Annotated in this window: 15 protein-coding genes and 1 pseudogene; 7 read left to right on the plus strand and 9 right to left on the minus strand. The window is 70.5% G+C overall.

Translation table 11 applies throughout. The annotated features are described in order from the left end of the window. The first annotated feature begins 134 nt into the window (after positions 1-134). Entirely contained in the window at positions 135-1376 is a 1242-nt protein-coding gene (locus tag ACI2L1_RS35670) for a nitrate/nitrite transporter (RefSeq protein ID WP_404743572.1), read from the plus strand. A gap of 702 nt (positions 1377-2078) precedes the next feature. Here ACI2L1_RS35670 and ACI2L1_RS35675 read toward each other — a convergent pair. Next, entirely contained in the window at positions 2079-3806 is a 1728-nt protein-coding gene (locus ACI2L1_RS35675) for a GAF domain-containing protein (RefSeq protein WP_404743573.1), read from the minus strand. 127 nt (positions 3807-3933) lie between these two features. Next, positions 3934-4387 (minus strand): annotated as a pseudogene (locus tag ACI2L1_RS35680) (type I glyceraldehyde-3-phosphate dehydrogenase); the annotation flags it as partial. A 245-nt stretch (positions 4388-4632) separates the two neighbouring features. On the opposite strand from ACI2L1_RS35680, the gene ACI2L1_RS35685 reads away from it, so the two are divergent. Continuing rightward, the gene (locus ACI2L1_RS35685; protein WP_404743574.1) at positions 4633-5082 is read left to right on the plus strand and encodes a pyridoxamine 5'-phosphate oxidase family protein; all 450 of its coding nucleotides are present in this window, start codon (positions 4633-4635) and stop codon (positions 5080-5082) included. Between the two features lie 329 nt (positions 5083-5411). Here ACI2L1_RS35685 and ACI2L1_RS35690 read toward each other — a convergent pair whose 3' ends face one another. Together ACI2L1_RS35690 and ACI2L1_RS35695 are read right to left on the minus strand one after the other, a co-directional pair. After that, positions 5412-6266: a universal stress protein gene (locus tag ACI2L1_RS35690; protein ID WP_404743575.1), complete on the minus strand. Its 855-nt coding sequence runs from the start codon at positions 6264-6266 to the stop codon at positions 5412-5414. A 229-nt stretch (positions 6267-6495) separates the two neighbouring features. Continuing rightward, the gene (locus ACI2L1_RS35695) at positions 6496-6942 is read right to left on the minus strand and encodes a pyridoxamine 5'-phosphate oxidase family protein (RefSeq protein ID WP_404743576.1); all 447 of its coding nucleotides are present in this window, start codon (positions 6940-6942) and stop codon (positions 6496-6498) included. A 276-nt stretch (positions 6943-7218) separates the two neighbouring features. On the opposite strand from ACI2L1_RS35695, the gene ACI2L1_RS35700 reads away from it, so the two are divergent. The 3 genes from ACI2L1_RS35700 to ACI2L1_RS35710 all read left to right on the plus strand — a co-directional run bounded on the left by ACI2L1_RS35700 (position 7219) and on the right by ACI2L1_RS35710 (position 9187). Continuing rightward, positions 7219-7641 carry an STAS domain-containing protein gene (locus tag ACI2L1_RS35700; RefSeq protein WP_404743577.1) on the plus strand — a complete coding sequence of 141 codons (423 nt, stop codon included), beginning with the start codon at positions 7219-7221 and terminating at the stop codon, positions 7639-7641. Positions 7642-7739: 98 nt separating this feature from the next. After that, positions 7740-8315 (plus strand): hypothetical protein, encoded by a 576-nt coding sequence (locus ACI2L1_RS35705; protein WP_404743578.1) that lies wholly within the window; start codon positions 7740-7742, stop codon positions 8313-8315. A gap of 152 nt (positions 8316-8467) precedes the next feature. Next, positions 8468-9187: a GntR family transcriptional regulator gene (locus tag ACI2L1_RS35710; RefSeq protein WP_404743579.1), complete on the plus strand. Its 720-nt coding sequence runs from the start codon at positions 8468-8470 to the stop codon at positions 9185-9187. Positions 9188-9491: 304 nt separating this feature from the next. Here the strand turns inward: ACI2L1_RS35710 and ACI2L1_RS35715 are convergent, their stop codons facing one another. The 5 genes from ACI2L1_RS35715 to ACI2L1_RS35735 are packed head-to-tail and all read right to left on the minus strand — an operon-like array spanning position 9492 to position 15328. Continuing rightward, positions 9492-11036 (minus strand): sugar ABC transporter ATP-binding protein, encoded by a 1545-nt coding sequence (locus ACI2L1_RS35715; protein WP_404743580.1) that lies wholly within the window; start codon positions 11034-11036, stop codon positions 9492-9494. Then, positions 11033-12055 (minus strand): ABC transporter permease, encoded by a 1023-nt coding sequence (locus ACI2L1_RS35720; protein ID WP_404743581.1) that lies wholly within the window; start codon positions 12053-12055, stop codon positions 11033-11035. Before ACI2L1_RS35720 ends, ACI2L1_RS35715 begins: the two co-directional genes overlap by 4 nt. Then, the gene (locus tag ACI2L1_RS35725) at positions 12052-13116 is read right to left on the minus strand and encodes an ABC transporter permease (RefSeq protein ID WP_404743582.1); all 1065 of its coding nucleotides are present in this window, start codon (positions 13114-13116) and stop codon (positions 12052-12054) included. The genes ACI2L1_RS35720 and ACI2L1_RS35725 overlap by 4 nt, the downstream gene beginning before the upstream one ends. After that, the gene (locus ACI2L1_RS35730) at positions 13113-14201 is read right to left on the minus strand and encodes a mandelate racemase/muconate lactonizing enzyme family protein (protein WP_404743583.1); all 1089 of its coding nucleotides are present in this window, start codon (positions 14199-14201) and stop codon (positions 13113-13115) included. Before ACI2L1_RS35730 ends, ACI2L1_RS35725 begins: the two co-directional genes overlap by 4 nt. A gap of 38 nt (positions 14202-14239) precedes the next feature. After that, complete coding sequence (locus tag ACI2L1_RS35735) at positions 14240-15328, minus strand: sugar ABC transporter substrate-binding protein (RefSeq protein ID WP_404743584.1); 1089 nt, start codon at positions 15326-15328, stop codon at positions 14240-14242. 444 nt (positions 15329-15772) lie between these two features. Between ACI2L1_RS35735 and ACI2L1_RS35740 the strand changes: the two genes are divergently transcribed. Beyond that, positions 15773-17131, plus strand: coding sequence for a lectin (locus ACI2L1_RS35740; protein WP_404743585.1), 1359 nt, complete (start codon positions 15773-15775; stop codon positions 17129-17131). A gap of 28 nt (positions 17132-17159) precedes the next feature. Continuing rightward, positions 17160-19340: an RICIN domain-containing protein gene (locus tag ACI2L1_RS35745; RefSeq protein ID WP_404743586.1), complete on the plus strand. Its 2181-nt coding sequence runs from the start codon at positions 17160-17162 to the stop codon at positions 19338-19340. Positions 19341-19495: the final 155 nt, after the last annotated feature.

Below are 19495 nucleotides of genomic sequence, written 5' to 3' on the forward strand. Positions count from 1 at the left end.
CCGCACCGCCCTGGGCCGAACGGCCCCGGAGGGGGCCCGACCGGCCGTGTCACGAGGGCCTTCGGCCCACGCCACGGATCGGGGTGATCCAGAAGTCTGGCTTCAGTCACCCACCCCCAGAAGGGACTTGAGCCATGCTCCAGCCGTCGAAGAACCCGCAACAGACGCCGTCTGCCCCGGTCCCGGGGCGGGCGTGGCTGATGCTGGCCCTGGCCACTGTCGGATTCGCCGTCAACTTCTGGGCGTGGGCACTGATCAGCCCGCTCGGCCCACGCTTCAAGGACTCCCTCGGACTGTCCGCCTTCCAGCAGTCGCTCCTGGTCGCCGTGCCGGTCGTGGTCGGCTCGCTGGGCCGCATTCCGGTGGGGGCGCTGACCGACCGGTACGGCGGCCGGATCATGTTCCCGCTGGTCTCGGCCGCGACCGTGATTCCCTTGCTGTACCTGGGACTTGCCGGGAACTCCTCACTCACGGCGCTGCTGATCGGCGGCTTCTTCCTCGGCATCGGCGGGACCGCGTTCGCGGTCGGGGTGCCCTTCGTGAACGCCTGGTTCCCGCCCGAGCGGCGCGGTCTGGCCATCGGCCTGTTCGGGATGGGCATGGGCGGCACCGCGATCAGTGCACTGAGCACGGTCAAGCTGGTGAAGGCCCACAGCGTCGCGACCCCCTTCCTGATCACCGCCGCGGTCCTGGTCGGCTACGCCGTCGTGGCCGCTCTGGCGCTGCGGGACGCCCCGGAACGCACGGTGCCGACCGAGCCGCTGAGCACCCGGCTGGCGGCCACCCTGCGGCTCGGCGTCACCTGGCAGGCGTCGGCGTTGTACGCGGTGGCCTTCGGCGGCTACGTCGCCTTCTCCGTGTATCTGCCGACCTACCTGAAGAACGGCTACGGACTCGCCCAGGCCGACGCGGCGAACCGCATGGCCGGGTTCGTGCTGCTCGCGGTGGCGATGCGGCCGGTCGGCGGCTGGCTCTCGGACCACGTCGGCCCCGCCCGCGTGCTCACCGGGTCGCTGGCGCTGGTCGTCGCGGGCGCCCTGGTGCAGTCCGCCACCCCGTCTCTGTCCCCGCTGGGCACGGTCGCCTTCCTGGCGATGGCGGCCGCGCTGGGCGCCGGCAGCGGCGCGACGTTCGCCCTCGTCGCGCTGCTCGCCCCGCCCGACCGCACCGGCTCCGTGACGGGCATGGTCGGCGCCGCGGGCGGCCTGGGCGGCTTCGTCCCGCCGCTGGTGATGGGCTCGCTGTACGGCTCGTACGGCTCCTACGCGGTGGGCCTGCTGCTGCTGGCTGCGGTGGCGACCGGCGCGCTGGTCTTCACCGGGACCGAGGTACGGCGGGCGCTGACCCGACGTACGGCGGTACCGGCCGCGCGCTGAACCACCTCAATGGCCCGAGCGAGGATGACGCCCTTCGGCCCCTCGCCGAGGCCACGTGGCCCTCCGCGCACGGATGCCGAGAGCGGAGGGCCCGTGCCGGAGCGGACCGCGTGTGCATCGATCCGGGAGGTGTCGGCCGTGCTGCGCCCCGTTGCCGTAGGACCGGCCGGTCCACGTGTGAGCCTCGCCGCCTCCGACTGGGCGGCCTCCCGGGCCGCCTCCGACTGGGCGGCCCGGGAGGCGCTGCGACGCGGACTGCCGCCGCGGCTGGTGCACGCCGACGAGAGGCTGTCCCCCGACGAGTCCGACCTGCGGGAGCCGGCGGCGCCCCTCCACCGGGCGCGGCGTGGTCTGCGCGACGCGATGGACCGGATCGACGAGCGGTGTCCGCAGATCTACCTGAGCGCCGACCAGATCGCGCAGTCCACCGCGGAGGACTGGTCACCGCGTGCGGCAGGCCGCGTTGCCGGTGTCGGGAAGTCGTGCGTTCAGCGGTTTCGGCGGCTTCACCGCCGGATCCGTGGCGCCGGCGGCGGTCGCCCACGTGCCGCGGCCCTGTCCTCCGTCCGAGCCGGTGCGGGCTCCCGTCCGGAGTCCCGCTCAGCAACGCGGTCCGGTGAACTGGGGACGACGATGGGCCGCCCGGTCACAACGGGTTGCCGTGAGGCCCGACTTGAGGTCGCCGCCCGTTCAGCCGACCGGTCACCGCTCCCCCACCGGCACCCGCCACACCAGCGAAGTGCCGCCCGACTCGGGGCAGTCGATCGTCGACGAGCCGCCCAGCTGCTCGGCCCGCTCGGCCATGTTGCGCAGTCCGCTGCGGCGCCCCTCGGCCGGAATGCCCACCCCGTTGTCGGTCACCGTCAGCCGTACCTCGCGGCCGTCGGTCTCCAGGGCCACATCGGCGCGTCGGGCCCGCGCGTGCCGGGCGACGTTGGTGAGGGCCTCGGAGAGCACGGCGATCACGTGATCGGCGATCTCCCTCGGGACCTCCGTGTCGATCAGGCCTTCCATGCGCACACTGGGCGCGAAGCCGAGGACCGGGGCCGCCTCACCGACGGCCCTGACGACACGCGCCCGCAGGCCGGTCCCCGCGCCTCCGTCACGCGCCCGCAGTCCGAAGATCGTCGACCTGATGATCTTGATGGTCTCGTCGAGGTCCTCCACCGCGCGCACCACGCGCTCGGCGGCCTCCTCGTGCTCGATGAACCGGCCGGCGCTCTGCAGCGTCATGCCGGTGGCGAAGAGCCGCTGGATGGCCAGGTCGTGCAGGTCCCGGGCGATGCGGTCGCGGTCCTGGAGCACCGCGATCTGCTCGGCGTCCTGGCGTCGTTCCGCCAGTTCCATCGCCACGGCGGCCTGCGCGGCGAAGCCCTGCAGGGTCTCGGTCTCCGTCTCCGAGAAGGGCTGCCGACCGGCCTCCCGCGCCAGCAGGAGCACGCCCCGCGGACCGGCGTCACCCGTGCCGATGGGCACCGCCACGGCAGGACCGAGTCCTCCGAAGCGAGGAGGCTCCAGGGAGATCCGTTCGTCGTGGCCGACATCCGCGCTGGTGACCGGGGCGGCCCCGGAGTAGGCCAGCCCCATCAGGCTCCGGTCCAGGGACAGCACGAGCCCCTGGTGCGCCTCGGCGTCCAGCCCTACGGCGATCTCCACGGCGAGCGACCCGGTGCCCTCCATGGGCAACCCGACCGCGGCCAGCGCCGATCCGGTGATCTCACCGGCCCGCTCCGCGATCAGCCCGAGGACCTCGGTCCCTTCGCCGCCGGACATCAGTCTGTGGGTGATCTCGGCGTTCGCCTGCAGCCAGCGTTCCCGCAACCGGGAGTCCTCGTAGAGGCGGGCGTTGTCGATCGCGACGCCGGCCGCCACCGCCAGGGTGGACAGGACCGACTCGTCCTCCTCGTCGAACTGCAGCCCGCCCTTCTTCTCGGTCAGGTACAGATTGCCGAAGACCTGGTCGCGGACCCGGATGGGGACTCCGAGGAAGGTGTTCATCGGAGGGTGGTGGGCCGGGAATCCGTACGAGGCCGCGTGCTCGGAGATCTTCGTCAGCCGCAGCGGCTCGGGGTTGCGGATGAGTTCCCCGAGGATGCCGTGGCCTTCGGGGTACGGGCCGATCTCGGCGATCTGCTCGGCGCTCACCCCGATCGTGTGGAAGGCGGAGAGCCGCCTTCCGTCGGGGCCGATCACGCCGAGCGCGGCGTACTCGGCGTCGACCAGGACCGCGGCGGCCTCGACGATGCTGTGCAGCGCCTGCTCCAGCTCCAGCTCCCGGCCGACCGAGAGCACCGCCTCCAGCAGACTGTGCACCCGGTCCCGGGTGCCGCGAGCCGCGTCCAGCCGGGCCTGCAGCTCCTCCAGCAGCTCGTCCAGCCGCAGCTGGGGCAGCCGCACACGAGCCTCTCCGGACTCCTCGGAGCGTGCCACCGGTGATCCTCCCGATCATCCCGCGCCGTGCCGACAGGCGGCTGTCCGGTCACAGTAACGTTCCGGGCGCGGGGAGGAAACGGAATCCGGCCTGGTTCGACGTCCCCCGAGGCGGTGAGCGGCCGGTGAGCCCGGCGGCCACGTGTTCGGTGAGGTCGAACAGCCGGTTGGTGCAGCCCCATTCGTTGTCGTACCAGCCGAACACCTCGACCAGTTCGCCGTGCGCCTGGGTGAGCGGCGCGTCCAGGACGCAGGACGCGGTGTCGCCCACGATGTCGCGGGAGACGATCGGGGCGTCGGACACCCGCAGGACGCCCTTCAGCGGCCCGTCGGCGTCGAGGACCCTGACCATCGGGGCCACGCGGTGGGTGGCGAAGGACGCGTAGGACACCACTTGGTGGTGGTCGGGGTCGTACGCCCCTCGTCGACGCCCATGACCACGGTCGTGTCCACGTCCTTGCCGGGCACGGACAGCAGCACTTTCCGTGCCCCTGCACACCGAGGTCGCCCCAGGCGAGCCGGGCGGGGTCGCGCTCGGCGGTGACGGCGATCCGGTGCCCGTCCATCGTGAGCGAGGTGTCGTGGGTGCCCGGCCCCATCCGGGGTGCACTCCCGGCGTGTGCTCGACGGGACCGGTCCGGCATCGGCCCTACCGGGCGGGGCACAGGAACGTTCGGCCCGCAGCGGAGGGAAGGGGTGATTCATGAAGGGCCCACCGGGCCCCGGGTAAGGCCCGAACGGCCCTAGTGCGGAGGGTGCCCTCCCCGTTCGATTGATCTGATCGCACACAACCACCCCGTAGACGGGAACACACGGAAAGCCGCCCATGGCACTCGACCAAGCACAGCCGGTCCCGCCGGGCCCTCGCGAGAGCGTGCAGCTCGACTCCGCGGAGGCTCTGTGGCTGCTCGGTACCGTCTCCTTCGGAAGGGTCGTCTTCACGCAGCATGCTCTGCCGACCGTCAGGCCGGTCAACCATGTCCTCGACAACGGCGACATCGTCATCCGCACCCACGAGGCCGCGGCCCTGACCTCCCGTACCCGCCAGACAGAGGCTCCGGGCGTGGTGGTCGCCTATGAGGCGGACGCCATCGACCCCGTCACCCATCTGGGCTGGAGCGTGGTGGTCACCGGCTACGCCCGACTGGTCACCGACGCCGGGGACCTGGCCCGCTACCAGGCGCTGCTGCGGCCCTGGGTGAGCCGTGCGATGGATTACGCGGTCCGCATCCATCCAGACCTGATCACCGGCATCCGGCTGGCGCCCGCCGGCTGAGCACGGCCGGCGCGGGCGGGGCGGCGGTCGCGGCCAGGCCCCCGGTCAGTCGTGCGGTACGACGGCCACGGGGGCTCCTGTGCCGGAGCAGCTCGTACGTCACGGACCCGATCGGCGAGCCGGCCGCCGAGGCGCCACGGTTCCTGCGCCCGACCACGACATCCCCCTGCCGGTGCCTCAAGGCGACCCGGACCTCCCTCAGCATGCGCTCGGCCCGCTCCTCCCCGAGGCGGCGAGACGTCAGGGGAACCGTGCGGCCCACTCACCTGTGCGCCGACAACATGGACGAGGCTATGTCCACAGCCGCTCCCGCGGTGCCGCCAGGGCCGTCACCGGTGCGCGGGCACCAGTACGACCGGGCAGTGCGAGCGATGCAGCAGGGTGTGCGCGACCGGGCCGAGGTGCGGGCTCAGGCGACCCGTCCGGTGGTGGGCGCCGATCACCACGACGGCGGCCTGTCGAGTCGCCTCCAGCAAGGCGTGGGAAGGCTTCCTGCGCACCGTGCGGGCTTCGACGCTCACGGTGGGATGGTGCTCCTGCAGACGGGAGAGGCTGAAGCGCGGTACGGCCCCCTCGGCCCGGTCCCGCCGTGCCATGCGCTGCTGGCCGGGGCTGGTCGCGGGGAGCGTCGAGGGCAGTTCGGGGGTGATGTGACGGTGGTTCTGCGCGTGCAGGACACTCAACTGCCCGCCATGGCGCTCCGCTTCCGCGAACGCGTAGGCGGCCGCCTCCACGTCGGAGTCGCTCTGCAGCCCGAGCAGCACTGCCGGTCCGTCACCGGACGACGCGGTGTCCTTGTCGCACGGGTGGTCCTCACGTACGACCATCAGCGGACCGTGCGCGTGCGCGGCGAGCCGCAGGCTGACCGAGCCGAACAGGGTGCCGGCGACCCCGCCGAGCCCCCGCGTGCCCACGACGGTGAGGGCGGCGCACGTACTCTCATCGGTCAACACCCGCACGGCGGAGCCCTCTACGGCCTTGGTCACCACCCGCAGACCGGGGTGGTGTCCGTGAACCCGGGCGACGGCCGACGCCAGGATCGGCCCGGCCTCGTCACAGTCGGATACGGCGCAGACGACCCGCAGTTCGGTGTGGCGGCGTGCGGCCTCGTCGGCGGCCCGGTCCAGTGCCCGCACGGCGAGCAGTGAGCCGTCCACTCCGACGGTCACGTGGTGGAGAGTCATGGTCCCGTTTCCCTTCTGTGCCGTGCCCTTGTCGTGCGGTCGAAAGGGGGCCGTCGGGACCGGGACGCGTACGCCGCCGGGCGGTTCGCGGGGTCCTACTACGGCTCCGAGCCCGATGCTCGTCCCGCGTGAGCGCCCGGTGCAGGGGCCCCCGGAACCAGACCGGGCGCCGTACGGCCTCTTTGTGCAGGGCCGTCCGGTCCCCATGCCAGGAGGCCGTCGCCCCCGTTCAGCCGGAGTGGTCCAGGTCCACCCCGTACAAGGTGCGTCCGGCGACCAGTTCGCGTCCGGTCACCAACTCCGGCTCGATGCGGACGAAGATCTCGTCCGGTGAGGCCACCCACGAGCGGGGGCCCGTACGGGCCAGACGCTTCTGCTCGGCGGGGTCGGTGACCACCATGGCGCCGCCGGTGACGACGACACTCCAGCCGGAGTGGGCGGCCGCGTCGACCTCGTCGGCCTCGAAGGCGACCACCGCGCCGTCGATCGCGCCGGCCAGCTCCGAGGCGGCCGAGGTGCGCAACAGCACGGCGCCGTCCTGGTCCAGACAGAAGTTGACCGGCAGGACCGCCGGCAGGGCCTGGCGGGTGTGAACGATCCGGCCGACGGGTGCCTGTGCCAGCAGCCGCAGGCACTCGTGCCGGTCGAGTTCGCGGAATCCGTCGTTGGGGTACATCAGCCAACCGTCTCTCGGCCCGTCGTCCGCCGCCGGGTGCAGCGGTACAGGAGTGCAAGTCCATCTTTCGCGGCACATGGCGACGGACTAAGGGCCATCAGTCCCGACCAAGCCGGACAACAGCCCTTTTCGCGTGGTGCTCCAGGGGCGGGTGCCGGACGGGATCCCGTGACCGCTCCCTGCGAGCCGCGGCGACCCCACCCGGCCCACATGGCCCTGGGTCGACTGGACCGAACGGCTCTACTCCACGCCCGGCGCCTCCGGTTTCCATTGACCATGGCCGAAACGCACTCCGTCCCCGCGCGGATCCACACGGTGCCCACCGTCTCCGACAGGACCGTCGTGGCGCTGCACGGGGAGATAGACCTGTTCGCGGTCGGATCGCTGTCGGCACGGTTCGACGCGCTGACCGCCGAAGGGCACCCCGACCTGGTGGTGGACCTGAGTGCCGTGACCTTCATCGACTGCTCCGGGCTGGGGATGCTCTGCCGCGCCCGCAACCGTGTCACCGCCCGTCACGGGCGGCTGCGCCTGGTCACGGACAGTCCGGGTCTCCTGCGGATGCTCCGTCCTGTGGGTCTGGCGGGCGTCTTCGAGGTGTGCGCCGAGTTGTCCGACCTTGTGGCCTCCCCGTCGGGCCGACCCGCCCACGGCTTGGAGCGGCGCGGGGCTGAACGGCCCCTCCCCGCAAAGGGGTAGGACCCGGTCGGCCCCCTGGTCATGCCTGACCGGCTCATCGCACGACGACTCACCGGGCGGCACCGTTGTACCGGACCACGAGAAGGAGGTGCGGACCGATGACCGGCAAGCGTGGGAGGAAGCGGCTCTGGCGGTGGAGGAGCAGCCCGTTGCGCCGCCACGACGACAAGGTGGAGGCGTGGATCGTGCTGGCCATGTGGATGGTCATCGCCGTGGGCGGAGCGATCGTCGGCCTGGTCACCGCCCACGCCTGCGACAACGTACTCACCCGGCAACGCGCCGAGCGCCACTCCTCGTCGGCACTACTCCTGACCGACGTTCCTGGTACCGCGTCGGCCGGGGCAAGCAGTGACCGGGCCCTCGCGAAGGTCCGCTGGACGCTGCCCGACGGCACGGCCCGCACCGGCAGGACACTGGTCGACACCGGCCAGAAGGCCGGAGCCCACGTCGTCGTGTGGCTGGACGCGAAGGGCGGACTCACCACCGAACCGCCGGGCCCCGTGGAGGCGGGCTTCGAGGCGGCCCTGATGGGCATGGCCGCGGCGCTGGCGCTCGCGGGCGGTGTGTACGGCGTCGGCGCGGCGGCTCGCTGGCGTCTGGACCGGCGCCGTATCGACGCCTGGGGCAGGGAGTGGGAACAGATCGGACCGCGCTGGTGTCACAGGACCGGTTGACCCGGCAGACGCCCACCTGGCCACCTACCTCATCGGCACCACCGGTCTCCCCTCTGCAACCGGCCGTCATTTGGTCTCGCGGCCCGAACGGTCCTGCCCCGCATCGCTAAACTGCTGGTGGCCGCAGCACACTGAGCAACGAGGAGAGCCGGATGTCGGCGCACGACCCGTCCGTCTCCGCCGGCTCGGCCCGGGTGAGTGAGCCGGCCACGCCGCCGGTTCGACAGGCCTTGTCCGACAGTGTCTACGAGGACATCAAGGCCATGGTCATGGACCACGAGATCGCCCCGGGCGCACGGGTCGGCATGGAAGCACTGGCTCGTACGCTCAACGTCTCACCGACACCCGTGCGCGAGGCCTTGGCGAGACTGGAGGCCGACGGACTGGTCGTCAAGCGATCGCTGTCCGGGTACCGGGCGACCGAGTTGCTGACCCGCCAGGGAGTGGAGGAGCTGTTCGAGATGCGGCTGCTCCTGGAGCCGCGCGCCGCGGCGCTGGCCGCCCGCAATGCCGACGAAGGTCAACTCGACGCCATCGAGGCGACGTTGGAGGCCATGCAGGCCCACCCCGGTCCCACCACGGGGCCGTACGCCTCCTACCGCGACTTCGCCGCACTCGACCAGCGTTTCCACGACGCCGTCGCGGAAGCCGCCCACCGGCCGCTGCTCGCGGACGCGGTGGAGCGGCTCCACGCGCACCTGCACGTCTTCCGCCTCAGCAGCGTGCAGGACGCGGGCGATCCGACCCTGAACGAGCACGACCGCATCCTGCGCGCAATCCTCCGCCGTAGAGCCGAACTCGCCGCCGAGGCGATGACCGAGCATCTGACCCGCAGTCTGGAGCGCCAGCTGAGCCGGTTCGACCAGCGGTGAAACCAGCGACGACCGGCTCGACCACCCTCCCGCTCGGTCAACCGGCGTCTGTGCCGGTCGACAGTGTGCAGGCTCTCGGGAAGGGTGACCGAAGCCGACTGGACGTCGTGGACGGTCGACGACCTCAGACCGTACGCGGACCCCGGCCGCCGGTGTCCGGCTCGGAGCGGCCGGGTGAGCACGCTCGCCGCGGGCCCCGAGGAGGTCGCCCATGTGGGCCCGGCAGCTCACGGCGGCCGGCAACTCCGTGTCTCCTCGGCGTCCGCCCTGTGCGGCGGGACGCGGATCACCTGGGCGACGCGCCTCACGCGGCACCGCTCCTCGCGGTCACGGCCGAGGTCGCACGGTCGTGGATGATCCGGATGATCTTCCCGCTCATGCGGTCGTAGTCGTGGTCGTTGTCCACCTCGCCGCGGATGCGGTGGTCGGCCATGACGACGACCCGGTCGGCCAGCCTGATCATCTCGGTGAGGTCGCTGCTGATGAGCAGAATGGGGAGACCGCCTCGGGTCAGTTCCCAGATCAGCTCGTGGAAGGCGTCCTTGGTGCGCACGTCGACCCCGACCGTCGGCTCGTCGACGATCAGCAGCCGTGTGTCGGCCGCGAGCCATTTGGCCAGGCTCAGCTTCTGCTGGTTGCCGCCGGAGAGTTCACCGGCATTCTGGTCGAGGCCGGAGACGCGGATGCCGAGACGGTCGACGAGGTCCCGGGCCACCGCCTTCTCCTGTCGGGACGAGATGTCGCCGAGGAAACGGCCGAGCTTCTGCCACACCGTCACGGTGACATTCCGGACGACGGGCTGCTCCAGGAAGACGCCTTCCTCCTTCCGGTTCTCGGTCAAGTAGCCGATGCCGTACGTGTGGAGGGCCTCCCTCGGGGAGCCGATCCGCACGTTCTCGCCGTGCACCCTGATCTCACCGCCCGTGACCCGGTCGAGGCCCAACACCGCCTTCACCACTTCGCTGCGGCCGGCGCCGACCAAGCCGTACAGGCCGACGATTTCCCCGGGGCGGATGTCGAGGCTGATGTCACGGTGGCCGGACGCGGTGGACAACCCCGAGAGGGAGAGGGCCGGTTCGGCGGTGGTGTCGACCGTGCGCGAGGGCATGTCGGCCACCGAGTGGGCGCGGCCGACCATCAGGGTGACCACGTCGTCCTGGGCATGGTCGGCAAGCGGGGCCGATTCGAGCACCGAGCGGCCGTCGCGCAGCACGGTGACGGTGTCGCAGAGGGTGAAGACCTCCTCCAGTTTGTGGCTGACGAAGACCACACACCTGCCGCGGGCCGTGAGTCGGCGGACGACGTCGAAGAGGCGTTCCGCTTCCTGTGGGGACAGGGAGGCGGTGGGCTCGTCGAGCAGCAGCACCTCGCTCTCGGTGTGCAGGGCTTTGGCGATCTCCACCAACTGCTGCTGGGCGACGGACAGTTCGCGCACCGGCCGGTGCGGGTCGAGGTCCAGGCCGATTTCGGCCAGGCAGCGTTCGGCGGGTGCGGTCATGGCCGCGCGGTCGAACAGGCCCCGGCACGAGGGCGGGCTCTGCAGGGTGATGTTCTCCGCGACCGTGAACCCGGGGATCAGGTTGCGCTCCTGGTGGACGACGCCGATGCCGGCCCGGGTGGCCTCCAGCGGTGAGCGTGGGTGGATCTCCTCGCCGCGCCGGAGAAGTCGGCCGCCGTCGGGCGGATGAACGCCGGTGATCACCTTGATCAGGGTGGACTTGCCCGCGCCGTTCTCCCCCAGCAGGGCGTGCACGGAACCGGCGGTCAGCTTCAGGCCCACGCCGTCGAGGGCGCGTACTCCGGGGAAGACCTTGACGATGTCCTCGCATTCCAGCAGGACGTTGGTCATGGGGTGCCTCCCGCAGTCGTCGACAGGGCGGGCGTTCTGCCCTTCTTCTCCAGGTGGGTCTGGTGGATGCGGCCGCCGACGACCGTGCCCAGAACAACCAACCCGATCAGGAAGTTCACCCAGCTCGGATCGAGCGAGAACTGGGCCCGGGTGGTGTCGATGAGCCGCATGACGAACGCGGCGAGCACGGTCCCCAGCACCGCCACGGACCCGCCGGTCAGCGCGACGCCGCCGATGATCGGGGCCGCGAAGCTGGGCAGCAGCCAGTCGCCGCCGACACTGCGGTTGACGCCGGGCAGCGAGGCGGTGGCCAGGGCGGCGGCGATGCCGACGAGCAGTGCGGACAGAGTGTGCGCGACGACGATCTGACGGTCCGTGGAGATGCCCGACAGCCGTGCCGCGAGGGGGTTGCCGCCGGCCGCGAGCAGCCGCCGCCCGGGGACGGTGCGGTACATGAACCCGGCGAGCAGCGCCGCCGCGGCGAGCCCGGTGAGGAACACGAGAGGGATGTTCAGCGGCGCGGAGCGGCCGAGGTCACGCAGTGCGGCGGAGTACCCGTCGATGGTGCGGGTGCCGGAGAGCCGGTACTGCGCCCCGAGCAGGACGGTCATCGTGCCGAGGGTGACGATGAAGCCGTTGATGCGGGTGGCGACGATGAACACACCCGTTACTAGGCCGATCAGGGTGGCCGTGGCCACGCCGGTCAGTACGGCCACGAAAGCGGGCACCCCGTGATCGGCCATCAGCACGCCCATCAGACAGGCGGTGAACCCGCCCAGGGCGCCGACGGCGAGATTGAGCTGCCCGACGCACAGGGCCACCATCTGGGCCAGGCCGATCACGATGGGTGTGGCGAGGTACTGGAGGAACGTGCGGAGCGAGGACCCTTCCAAGAAGGAGCCGGACGAGGCGATACCGAGGGCCATGTAGCCGACGACGACCACGCACAGCAAGGTCATCGTCGTGGACTGGGAGAAGCGTCGCAGGACCGCCTCTGAGGTGTCGCGGAGCGTCGTCATGTGGAGCGCACCACCTTGCGATAGGACACGACGGTGCGCACCCGGTCCGCGGACAGGGCCAGCAGAAGCACACAGCCGAGACAGATGTTGAGACTCTCCAGACCGACCCCGAGCAGATCGAGTTCCTTGCGGATCACACCGACCAGGGACGTACCGAGCAGGGCGCCCACGACGGAGACGACACCGCCGGTCAGCAGGGTGCCGCCGAGCACCGCGCCGAGGAACGACGGGAGCATGAAGTCGGCGCCGATCGAGGCGCTGAACGTGCCGGTGCCGACGGCGGCCATGAAGCCGGCCAGGGCGGCGAGGAGCCCGGACAGCGCGTGTGCCAGGACGATCCTGCGCCCGGTGGGAATGCCCGACAGTTCCGCGGCGGCCGGGTTGGCGCCCGTCAGCAGCAGTTCGCGGCCCATGCGGGTACGGGCGTAGAGGAAGCCGAGGCCGACGAGGGCGAGCACGGTGAACTGGGCCAGCTGCGGGATGGCCGGTGAGCCGCAGACGGGGCCGACGCAGATGTCCGCCAGTGAGTAGGAGCGCAGTTCCGACAGTCCGTCCGGTCGCGTGGTGAACGCTGCGTTGTCGGTGTGGGAGGAATACAGGAGGGAGACCAGCCCCAGCAGGGCGAAGTCCATGGCCAGCGTCACGACGAAGGAGTTCACGCCCGTGCGGGCGATGATCCAGCCGGTCAGTGCCCCGACGGCGCAGCCGGCCACCACGCACAGCAACAGGCCCAACGGCAGCGGCAGTCCGAGCCGGTCGTAACCGAACCCGGCGGCGAAGGCGCCGAAGGCTGCCATGCGCCCCACGGCCAGGTTCATGTGCCCGACGGAGAGCACGACCATCTGCGCGAGTGCCACCACGGTCAGCGTCGAGATGTCCCTGAACAGCGGGAAGAGCACCAGCCGCGCGTCGAAGAAGGCCGGGCGCACCGCGCCGAACAGGGCGGCGAGGGCGATGACGAGCACCAGCAGTCCCAGCCGCTGGTTCACCCAGAACGGCAGACGGTGGGTGGGGCGGGCGCCCTCCGTGTGACTGGCGGTCTCCATGACGGCCGTTTTCATGCGACCCTCCGGTCGTCCACGGCGTCCATGTCCCAGTCGATGCCGATGCCGGGCACATCCGGCGCCACGGCACGGCCCTCCCGCAGCACCAGTTCGGCCCGCGTCACCGCGCGCAGTTGCGGTATGTACTCGACGTACGCGCCGTTGCTCACCGCCGCGACCAGGCTGACGTGCAGCTCCATCAGGAAGTGCGGGCAGACCTGGACGTTGAAGGTCTCCGCGAGGTGGGCGACCTTCAGCCACGGTGTGATGCCGCCGACGCGGGCGACGTCGACCTGCACCACGGAGGCGCCGCCGGCCTCCAGGTAGGAGCGGAACTGCATGGGCGAGTACATGGACTCGCCGACCGCGATGGGGACCCTGGTCGAGCGGGCGAGCCGGGCATGGCCGCTGATGTCGTCCGCGGGCATGGGTTCCTCAAGCCAGTAGGGGTCGTGAGGTTCGAGGGCCGCGGCGAGTTGCACGGCCGAGGACAGCGACTGCGACTGGTTCGCGTCCGTCATGATGTGCAGCGCCGGGCCGACCGCCTCTCGGACGGCAGCGAGGCGCTCCGCGTCCTCCGCGACATGCGGCTTGCCGACCTTGATCTTGACGCCGGAGAACTGCGCCTTCTTCGCCGCGAGCGCGGACGTGACCAGGTCCTCGGTGCCGAGATGGAGCCAGCCGCCCTCGGTGTCGTAGACGGGTGTCTCCTGGCGGTGACCGCCGGCCAGCCGCCACAGCGGCTCGCCCGCGCGTCGGCAGCGCAGGTCCCACAGGGCCGTGTCGACGGCGGCGAGTGCCAGCGAGGTGACGGCTCCGGTGGTGGTGGCGCGGGTGTGGGCGAACAGGGACTGCCAGATCCCCTCCACGTTGCGGGCGTCCTGGCCGGCCAGGAGGGGCAGCAGGTGGTCCCGCAGCAACGCCAGCACCGAACTCCCGCCGGTGCCGATCGTGTAGGCGTAGCCGGTTCCCACGAGTCCGTCGGCCGTGGTGAGCGTGACGAGAACGGTCTCCTGCTTGACGAACGACTGCACCGCGTCGGTGCGGTCGGTCTCCACGTCGATGTCGGCCAGTAGGGCCGTCGCGCAGGTGATGATGGTCATGCGTGTGTGCCGCCTTCCGTGGTTCGTGCCGGGGGCGGTCAGCCGCAGGAGAGGACGTCGTCGGCGAACTGCTTCTTCAGTGCGGCGGTTTTGGCCTTGCGCGCGCTGTCGTAGTTGTCGACGTTGCCCTTCGTGACCACGAAGGAGCCGGAGTCGATGATCTCGCCGGGGTGCTTCATGGTGCACTGCTTGGTCTGCAGCAGGGCCAGCGCCCAGGTGCCGATCTCCGCCTGGCCGACCGGGTTCTGTACGACGGTGGCGGCCACGGAGCCGTTCCTGATCGAGGAGAGGATCTTGGCGTCGTCGTCGATGGCCACGACCTTGGCCTTCGAGCCGGACTCCTGCACTGCTTCGGCAGCGGCGACCGCCGGGTTGTAGGCGGTGGAGACGAGGCCCTTGATCTGGTCGCCCTTGGCGGCGAGAAGGTCGGAGACGGCTTTCTGCGCGGTCTGGAGATCCGTGTCGATGTCGGTGATCGTCTGCAGCAGAGTGACCCTGCCGCCCGTCTCCCGCACCGCCTTCTCCACGCCCCTCTTGCGCAGTTGGGTGTTGGCGTCGACGTTGTTGCCCGTCAGGTGGACGAGCGCGCCCTTGCCGCCCATGGCCTTGATGGCGGACTGCGCGGCCTTGTACGCGGCGAGTTCGACGTCGGTCGAGAGACAGAAGTCCGCCTCGTTCGTGTCGCCTGCCGGACAGGAGGCCAGCGAGGCCACGGCGAAACCCTGGGACTTGAGGTCGGCGAAAGTGGTGTTGATGTCGGTCGGGGAGACTCCGAAGATGCCGAAGGCGTTGTAGCCGCGGGCGGCCAGCGTCGAGAGCAGGTTGTTCTGCTTCTGCTGGTCCCACTCGGCGGTCTCGTCGAAGGTGACGTCCCCCAGTCCGAGCGTCTTCTTCGCCTCCGCGCCGGCCTGCTTCCAGGGCTGGAAGTAGGGGTGGGCGCCGCCCGGTACCAGCGCGACCTTCGTCCCCGAACCATCGGCCAGCTCGGCCGTCCCGCTGCCGGTCCGCGCGGTGTCGGCGCCGGCGGCGGCCGGCTCGTCCGAGTTCTTGATGGTGCAGGCCGTTGGGGCGATGGCCAGAAACACCAGCATGACGGCGGCTGACGCGGCGGTTCTGCAACGGCTCATGGCAGCGCCCCACTCGTAATCAGATAGGATTTCACTGCCGTGAGCCTGAGGGAGCCGCGCCTGTCCCGTCAAGGTCCACGTCGGGACCGAGCGGAGAGAATCTCGCGAAAGCCCCTCACTGGCACGGGATTTACCCGGCGGCAACGGTGAGCTGGAGCGGTACACGCAGGTTCGGAGTGGATCCGTAAAATCATATAGGACCTGCACTCCAGTGGACGCGCATGAGACCTGCTCGAACGAATCGGACGGTCCAATGGGCCAGACCCTCGCACTCAGCTCGACCAGATGCCGCAACCCACTTCCTTCACTGCTTACTTCACCTCTTGACGGAAGTGGTCCATACCTTTAGGTTCACGGGTCAGCCACGCACCGTGAGGCGCACTCGCCGTTCACGAGGTGAACGCAGCCTCCGTTGTTCATCCCCCACGAAGGGCCCCTGTGCTCATGCCCAGAACTCTCCCCGCGGCTGTCTCCCTCACCGCACTCTCCCTCGCCACCGGCCTGCTGACCGCCTCACCCGCGCAGGCCGCCACCGGCACCATCACCGGCCTCGCCGGCAAGTGCCTCGACGTCGCCGGCGCCAACTCCGCCGACGGCACGGCCGTACAGCTCTACGACTGCAACGGCACCGCCGCACAGCAGTGGACCGTGGGCAGCGACGGCACACTCCGCGCCCTCGGCAAGTGCCTTGACGTGACCGGCAATTCGACCGCCGACGGCGCCCGGGCCCAGCTGTGGACCTGTTCCGGCGGCGCCAACCAGAAGTGGACCGTCTCCGCGGCGCACGACATCGTCAACCCGCAGGCGAACAAGTGCCTGGACGTCACGGGCAACAGCTCCGCCAACGGCGCCCGCGCCCAGATCTGGAGCTGCACCGGCGGCGCCAACCAGAAGTGGACCGCGCCCGCCCCCGGCGACGGCACCACCCCTTCCGCTCCGATGGCCGTGGCGCCGTACCTCTACAACGGCTGGGGCAGTCCGCCGAGCCCCACCACCGTCACCAACGCCACCGGCGTCAAGTACTTCACCCTCGCCTTCGTGCTCAGCAACGGCTACTGCAACCCCCAGTGGGACGGCGGCCGGGCGCTGACCGGAGGCGTCGACCAGCAGACGATCAACACCGTCCGGGCGAACGGCGGCGACGTCATCCCGTCCTTCGGCGGCTACAGCGGCAACAAGCTGGAGAGCTCCTGCTCCAGTGCGGGCGAACTCGCCGCCGCCTACCAGAAGGTGATCAACGCCTACGGTCTCAAGGCGATCGACATCGACCTCGAAGCGGACGCCTACAGCAACCCCACCGTCCAGCAGCGCACGGTCGACGCGCTGAAGACCGTGAAGGCCAACAACGCGGGCCTGAAGGTGTACGTCACCATCGGCACCGGACAGAGCGGGCCGGACACGAGTCTCATCAACCGGGCCGCCTCCTCCGGGCTGACCGTCGACGCCTGGGCCATCATGCCCTTCGACTTCGGTGGTGCGGGACAGAACATGGGCAACCTCACCACACAGGCGGCCGAGGGCCTCAAGAACGCGCTGAAGAACGCCTACGGCTACAGCGACGACCAGGCCTACCGGGACATGGGCATCTCGTCCATGAACGGCATCACCGACAACAACGAGACCGTGACGGTGGCCGACTTCCGCACCATCCTCGCCTACGCCCAGCAGCACCACCTCGCACGGCTGACGTTCTGGTCCGTCAACCGCGACCGGCCCTGCACCGGCGGCCCCGCCGACAGTTGCTCCGGTGTGGGTCAGTCCGACTGGGACTACACCCGAGTCCTCGCCGCGTACACCGGCTGACCCCCCACTCTTCCCGCAAGGAGAACCCGTGCCACTCCTCCCCCGGCGCCGCAGATCAACGGCCCTCACCGTGCTCGCCGTTGCCGCCACGTCCCTGCTGACCGCGGCCCCCTCGCACGCTGCCACCACCGCCCTGCCCACCGGCTTCGCCACCGTCATGAACGCCGCGAGCGGCCGATGCCTCGACGCCAAGGCGGCCGGCACCGCCAACGGCACCGTCGTGCAGCAGTACTCCTGCAACAACTCGACCGCCCAGCAATGGAGTTTCACCGCCACCAGTGACGGCTACGTCCGGATCAACAACGGCAATGCCACCGGCCAGGTCGTGGACGTCGCCGACGTCTCCAACGCCGACAACGCGCCGGTGCACCTGTGGAGTTACGGTGGCGGCGCCAACCAGCAGTGGCTGCCCGTCGACGAGGGCGGCGGCGCCTACCACTTCGTCAACCGCAACAGCGGCAAGTGCCTCGACGACCCCGGCGCCTCGACCGCCGACAGCGTGCAGTTCGTGCAGTACACCTGCAACGGCACCGCCGCCCAGCGCTTCCAGGTGGTACCCGTGACCCCGTCGACGGCCAACCCCGACCTCGGCCCGAACGTCGCCGTCTTCGACCCCTCGATGTCCGCCTCGACGATCCAGAGCAAGCTCAACAGCATCTTCCAGCAGCAGGAGACCAACCAGTTCGGCTCCCAGCGCCAGGCCGTGCTGTTCAAGCCCGGCGCCTACAGCGCCGACGTCAACGTCGGCTTCTACACCCAGGTGCTGGGCCTGGGCCTGTCGCCCGACGCGGTGACGATCAACGGCGCGGTGCACGCGGAGGCGGACTGGTTCCAGGGCAACGCGACCCAGAACTTCTGGCGCGGCGCCGAGAACCTGTCGGTCAATCCGACCAGCGGGAGCGACCGTTGGGCGGTCTCGCAGGCGGCGTCGTACCGCCGTATGCACCTGCGCGGCAATCTCGCCCTGGACGACGGCGGCTGGTCCAGCGGCGGCTATATCGCGGACAGCAAGGTCGACGGCCAGGTCAACTCCGGCAGCCAGCAACAGTGGTTGACCCGCAACTCCCAGCTCGGCAGCTGGACCGGATCCAACTGGAACATGGTCTTCGTCGGCAGCCAGGGCGTTCCGGGCACCAGCTTCCCCAGCCCGCCCGACACCACTGTCGCGCAGACCCCGGTCAGCCGGGAGAAGCCGTTCCTGTACGTCGACGGCAACGGCGCCTACCAGGTGTTCGTACCGTCCCTGCGGTCCAACTCCACGGCGACCAGCTGGGCGGGCGGCCCCTCGGGCAGCTCGCTGTCCCTGGACACCTTCTACGTCGTCAAGCCGGGCGCCACCGCGTCCCAGATCAATGCCGCTCTCGCCGCCGGAAAGAACCTGCTGGTCACTCCGGGCGTCTACCACCTGGACCAGACCCTGCAGGTGAACCGCGCCGACACCGTCGTCCTCGGCCTGGGCCTCGCCACCTTCGTCCCGGACAACGGCATCACCGCCATGAAGGTGGCCGACGTCGACGGCGTGAAGGTCGCGGGCCTGCTCTTCGACGCGGGCACCACCAACTCGCCGAGCCTGATGGAGGTCGGGCCGTCGAACGCGTCCGCCTCGCACGCGGCCGACCCGACCTCCCTGCACGACGTGTACTTCCGCGTCGGCGGCGCGGGCGTCGGCAAGGCCACCACGAGCCTCGTCGTCAACAGCGACAACGTGATCGGCGACCACATGTGGATCTGGCGTGCCGACCACGGCAGCGGCGTCGGCTGGACCAGCAACACTGCGGACACCGGCCTGATCGTCAATGGCGACAACGTCACCATGTACGGCCTGTTCGTCGAGCACTTCCAGAAGTACCAGACCGTCTGGAACGGCAACGGCGGCCGCACGTACTTCTACCAGAACGAGATGCCGTACGACCCACCGAACCAAGCGGCCTGGATGAACGGCTCCACTCAGGGCTACGCCGCCTACAAGGTCGCCGACTCCGTCACCAGCCACCAGGCGTACGGCCTGGGCAGCTACTGCTACTTCAACGTCAACCCGAGTGTCGTGGCCGCACATGCCATCGAGGCCCCGAACAATTCCAACGTCCGCTTCACCAGCATGGTGACCGTGTCCCTCGGCGGCACCGGCACCATCAGCCATGTCATCAACAACACCGGAGGCCCGTCCAACTCCAGCACCAATGTGGCCAACCTGACGGCCTATCCGTAGAGCAGCCATTGGCTCCGCCCTCGGCCGGGGGGGGGGGGGGGGGGCCCCCCCCCCCCCCCCCCCCCGCGGCGGGGGGGGCCCCCGGGGGGTTTGGGGGGGGTGTGGGTGGTGTGGGGGCGCACCGCTGGCCGGAAAAGCGCGGGGGGGCAAAAAAG

This window comes from Streptomyces sp. NPDC019531, from assembly GCF_044903305.1.
GTDB lineage: Bacteria > Actinomycetota > Actinomycetes > Streptomycetales > Streptomycetaceae > Streptomyces.

Excerpts from the sequence above, each read along its gene's own strand:
- ACI2L1_RS35690 (WP_404743575.1), bottom strand. The coding sequence starts at position 6,266 with ATGACTCTCCACCACGTGACCGTCGGAGTGGACGGCTCACTGCTCGCC.
- ACI2L1_RS35740 (WP_404743585.1), top strand. The coding sequence starts at position 15,773 with ATGCCCAGAACTCTCCCCGCGGCTGTCTCCCTCACCGCACTCTCCCTC.
- ACI2L1_RS35730 (WP_404743583.1), bottom strand. The coding sequence starts at position 14,201 with ATGACCATCATCACCTGCGCGACGGCCCTACTGGCCGACATCGACGTG.
- ACI2L1_RS35725 (WP_404743582.1), bottom strand. The coding sequence starts at position 13,116 with ATGAAAACGGCCGTCATGGAGACCGCCAGTCACACGGAGGGCGCCCGC.
- ACI2L1_RS35735 (WP_404743584.1), bottom strand. The coding sequence starts at position 15,328 with ATGAGCCGTTGCAGAACCGCCGCGTCAGCCGCCGTCATGCTGGTGTTT.
- ACI2L1_RS35700 (WP_404743577.1), top strand. The coding sequence starts at position 7,219 with ATGGCCGAAACGCACTCCGTCCCCGCGCGGATCCACACGGTGCCCACC.
- ACI2L1_RS35705 (WP_404743578.1), top strand. The coding sequence starts at position 7,740 with ATGACCGGCAAGCGTGGGAGGAAGCGGCTCTGGCGGTGGAGGAGCAGC.
- ACI2L1_RS35710 (WP_404743579.1), top strand. The coding sequence starts at position 8,468 with ATGTCGGCGCACGACCCGTCCGTCTCCGCCGGCTCGGCCCGGGTGAGT.
- ACI2L1_RS35670 (WP_404743572.1), top strand. The coding sequence starts at position 135 with ATGCTCCAGCCGTCGAAGAACCCGCAACAGACGCCGTCTGCCCCGGTC.
- ACI2L1_RS35685 (WP_404743574.1), top strand. The coding sequence starts at position 4,633 with ATGGCACTCGACCAAGCACAGCCGGTCCCGCCGGGCCCTCGCGAGAGC.
- ACI2L1_RS35715 (WP_404743580.1), bottom strand. The coding sequence starts at position 11,036 with ATGACCAACGTCCTGCTGGAATGCGAGGACATCGTCAAGGTCTTCCCC.
- ACI2L1_RS35695 (WP_404743576.1), bottom strand. The coding sequence starts at position 6,942 with ATGTACCCCAACGACGGATTCCGCGAACTCGACCGGCACGAGTGCCTG.
- ACI2L1_RS35720 (WP_404743581.1), bottom strand. The coding sequence starts at position 12,055 with ATGACGACGCTCCGCGACACCTCAGAGGCGGTCCTGCGACGCTTCTCC.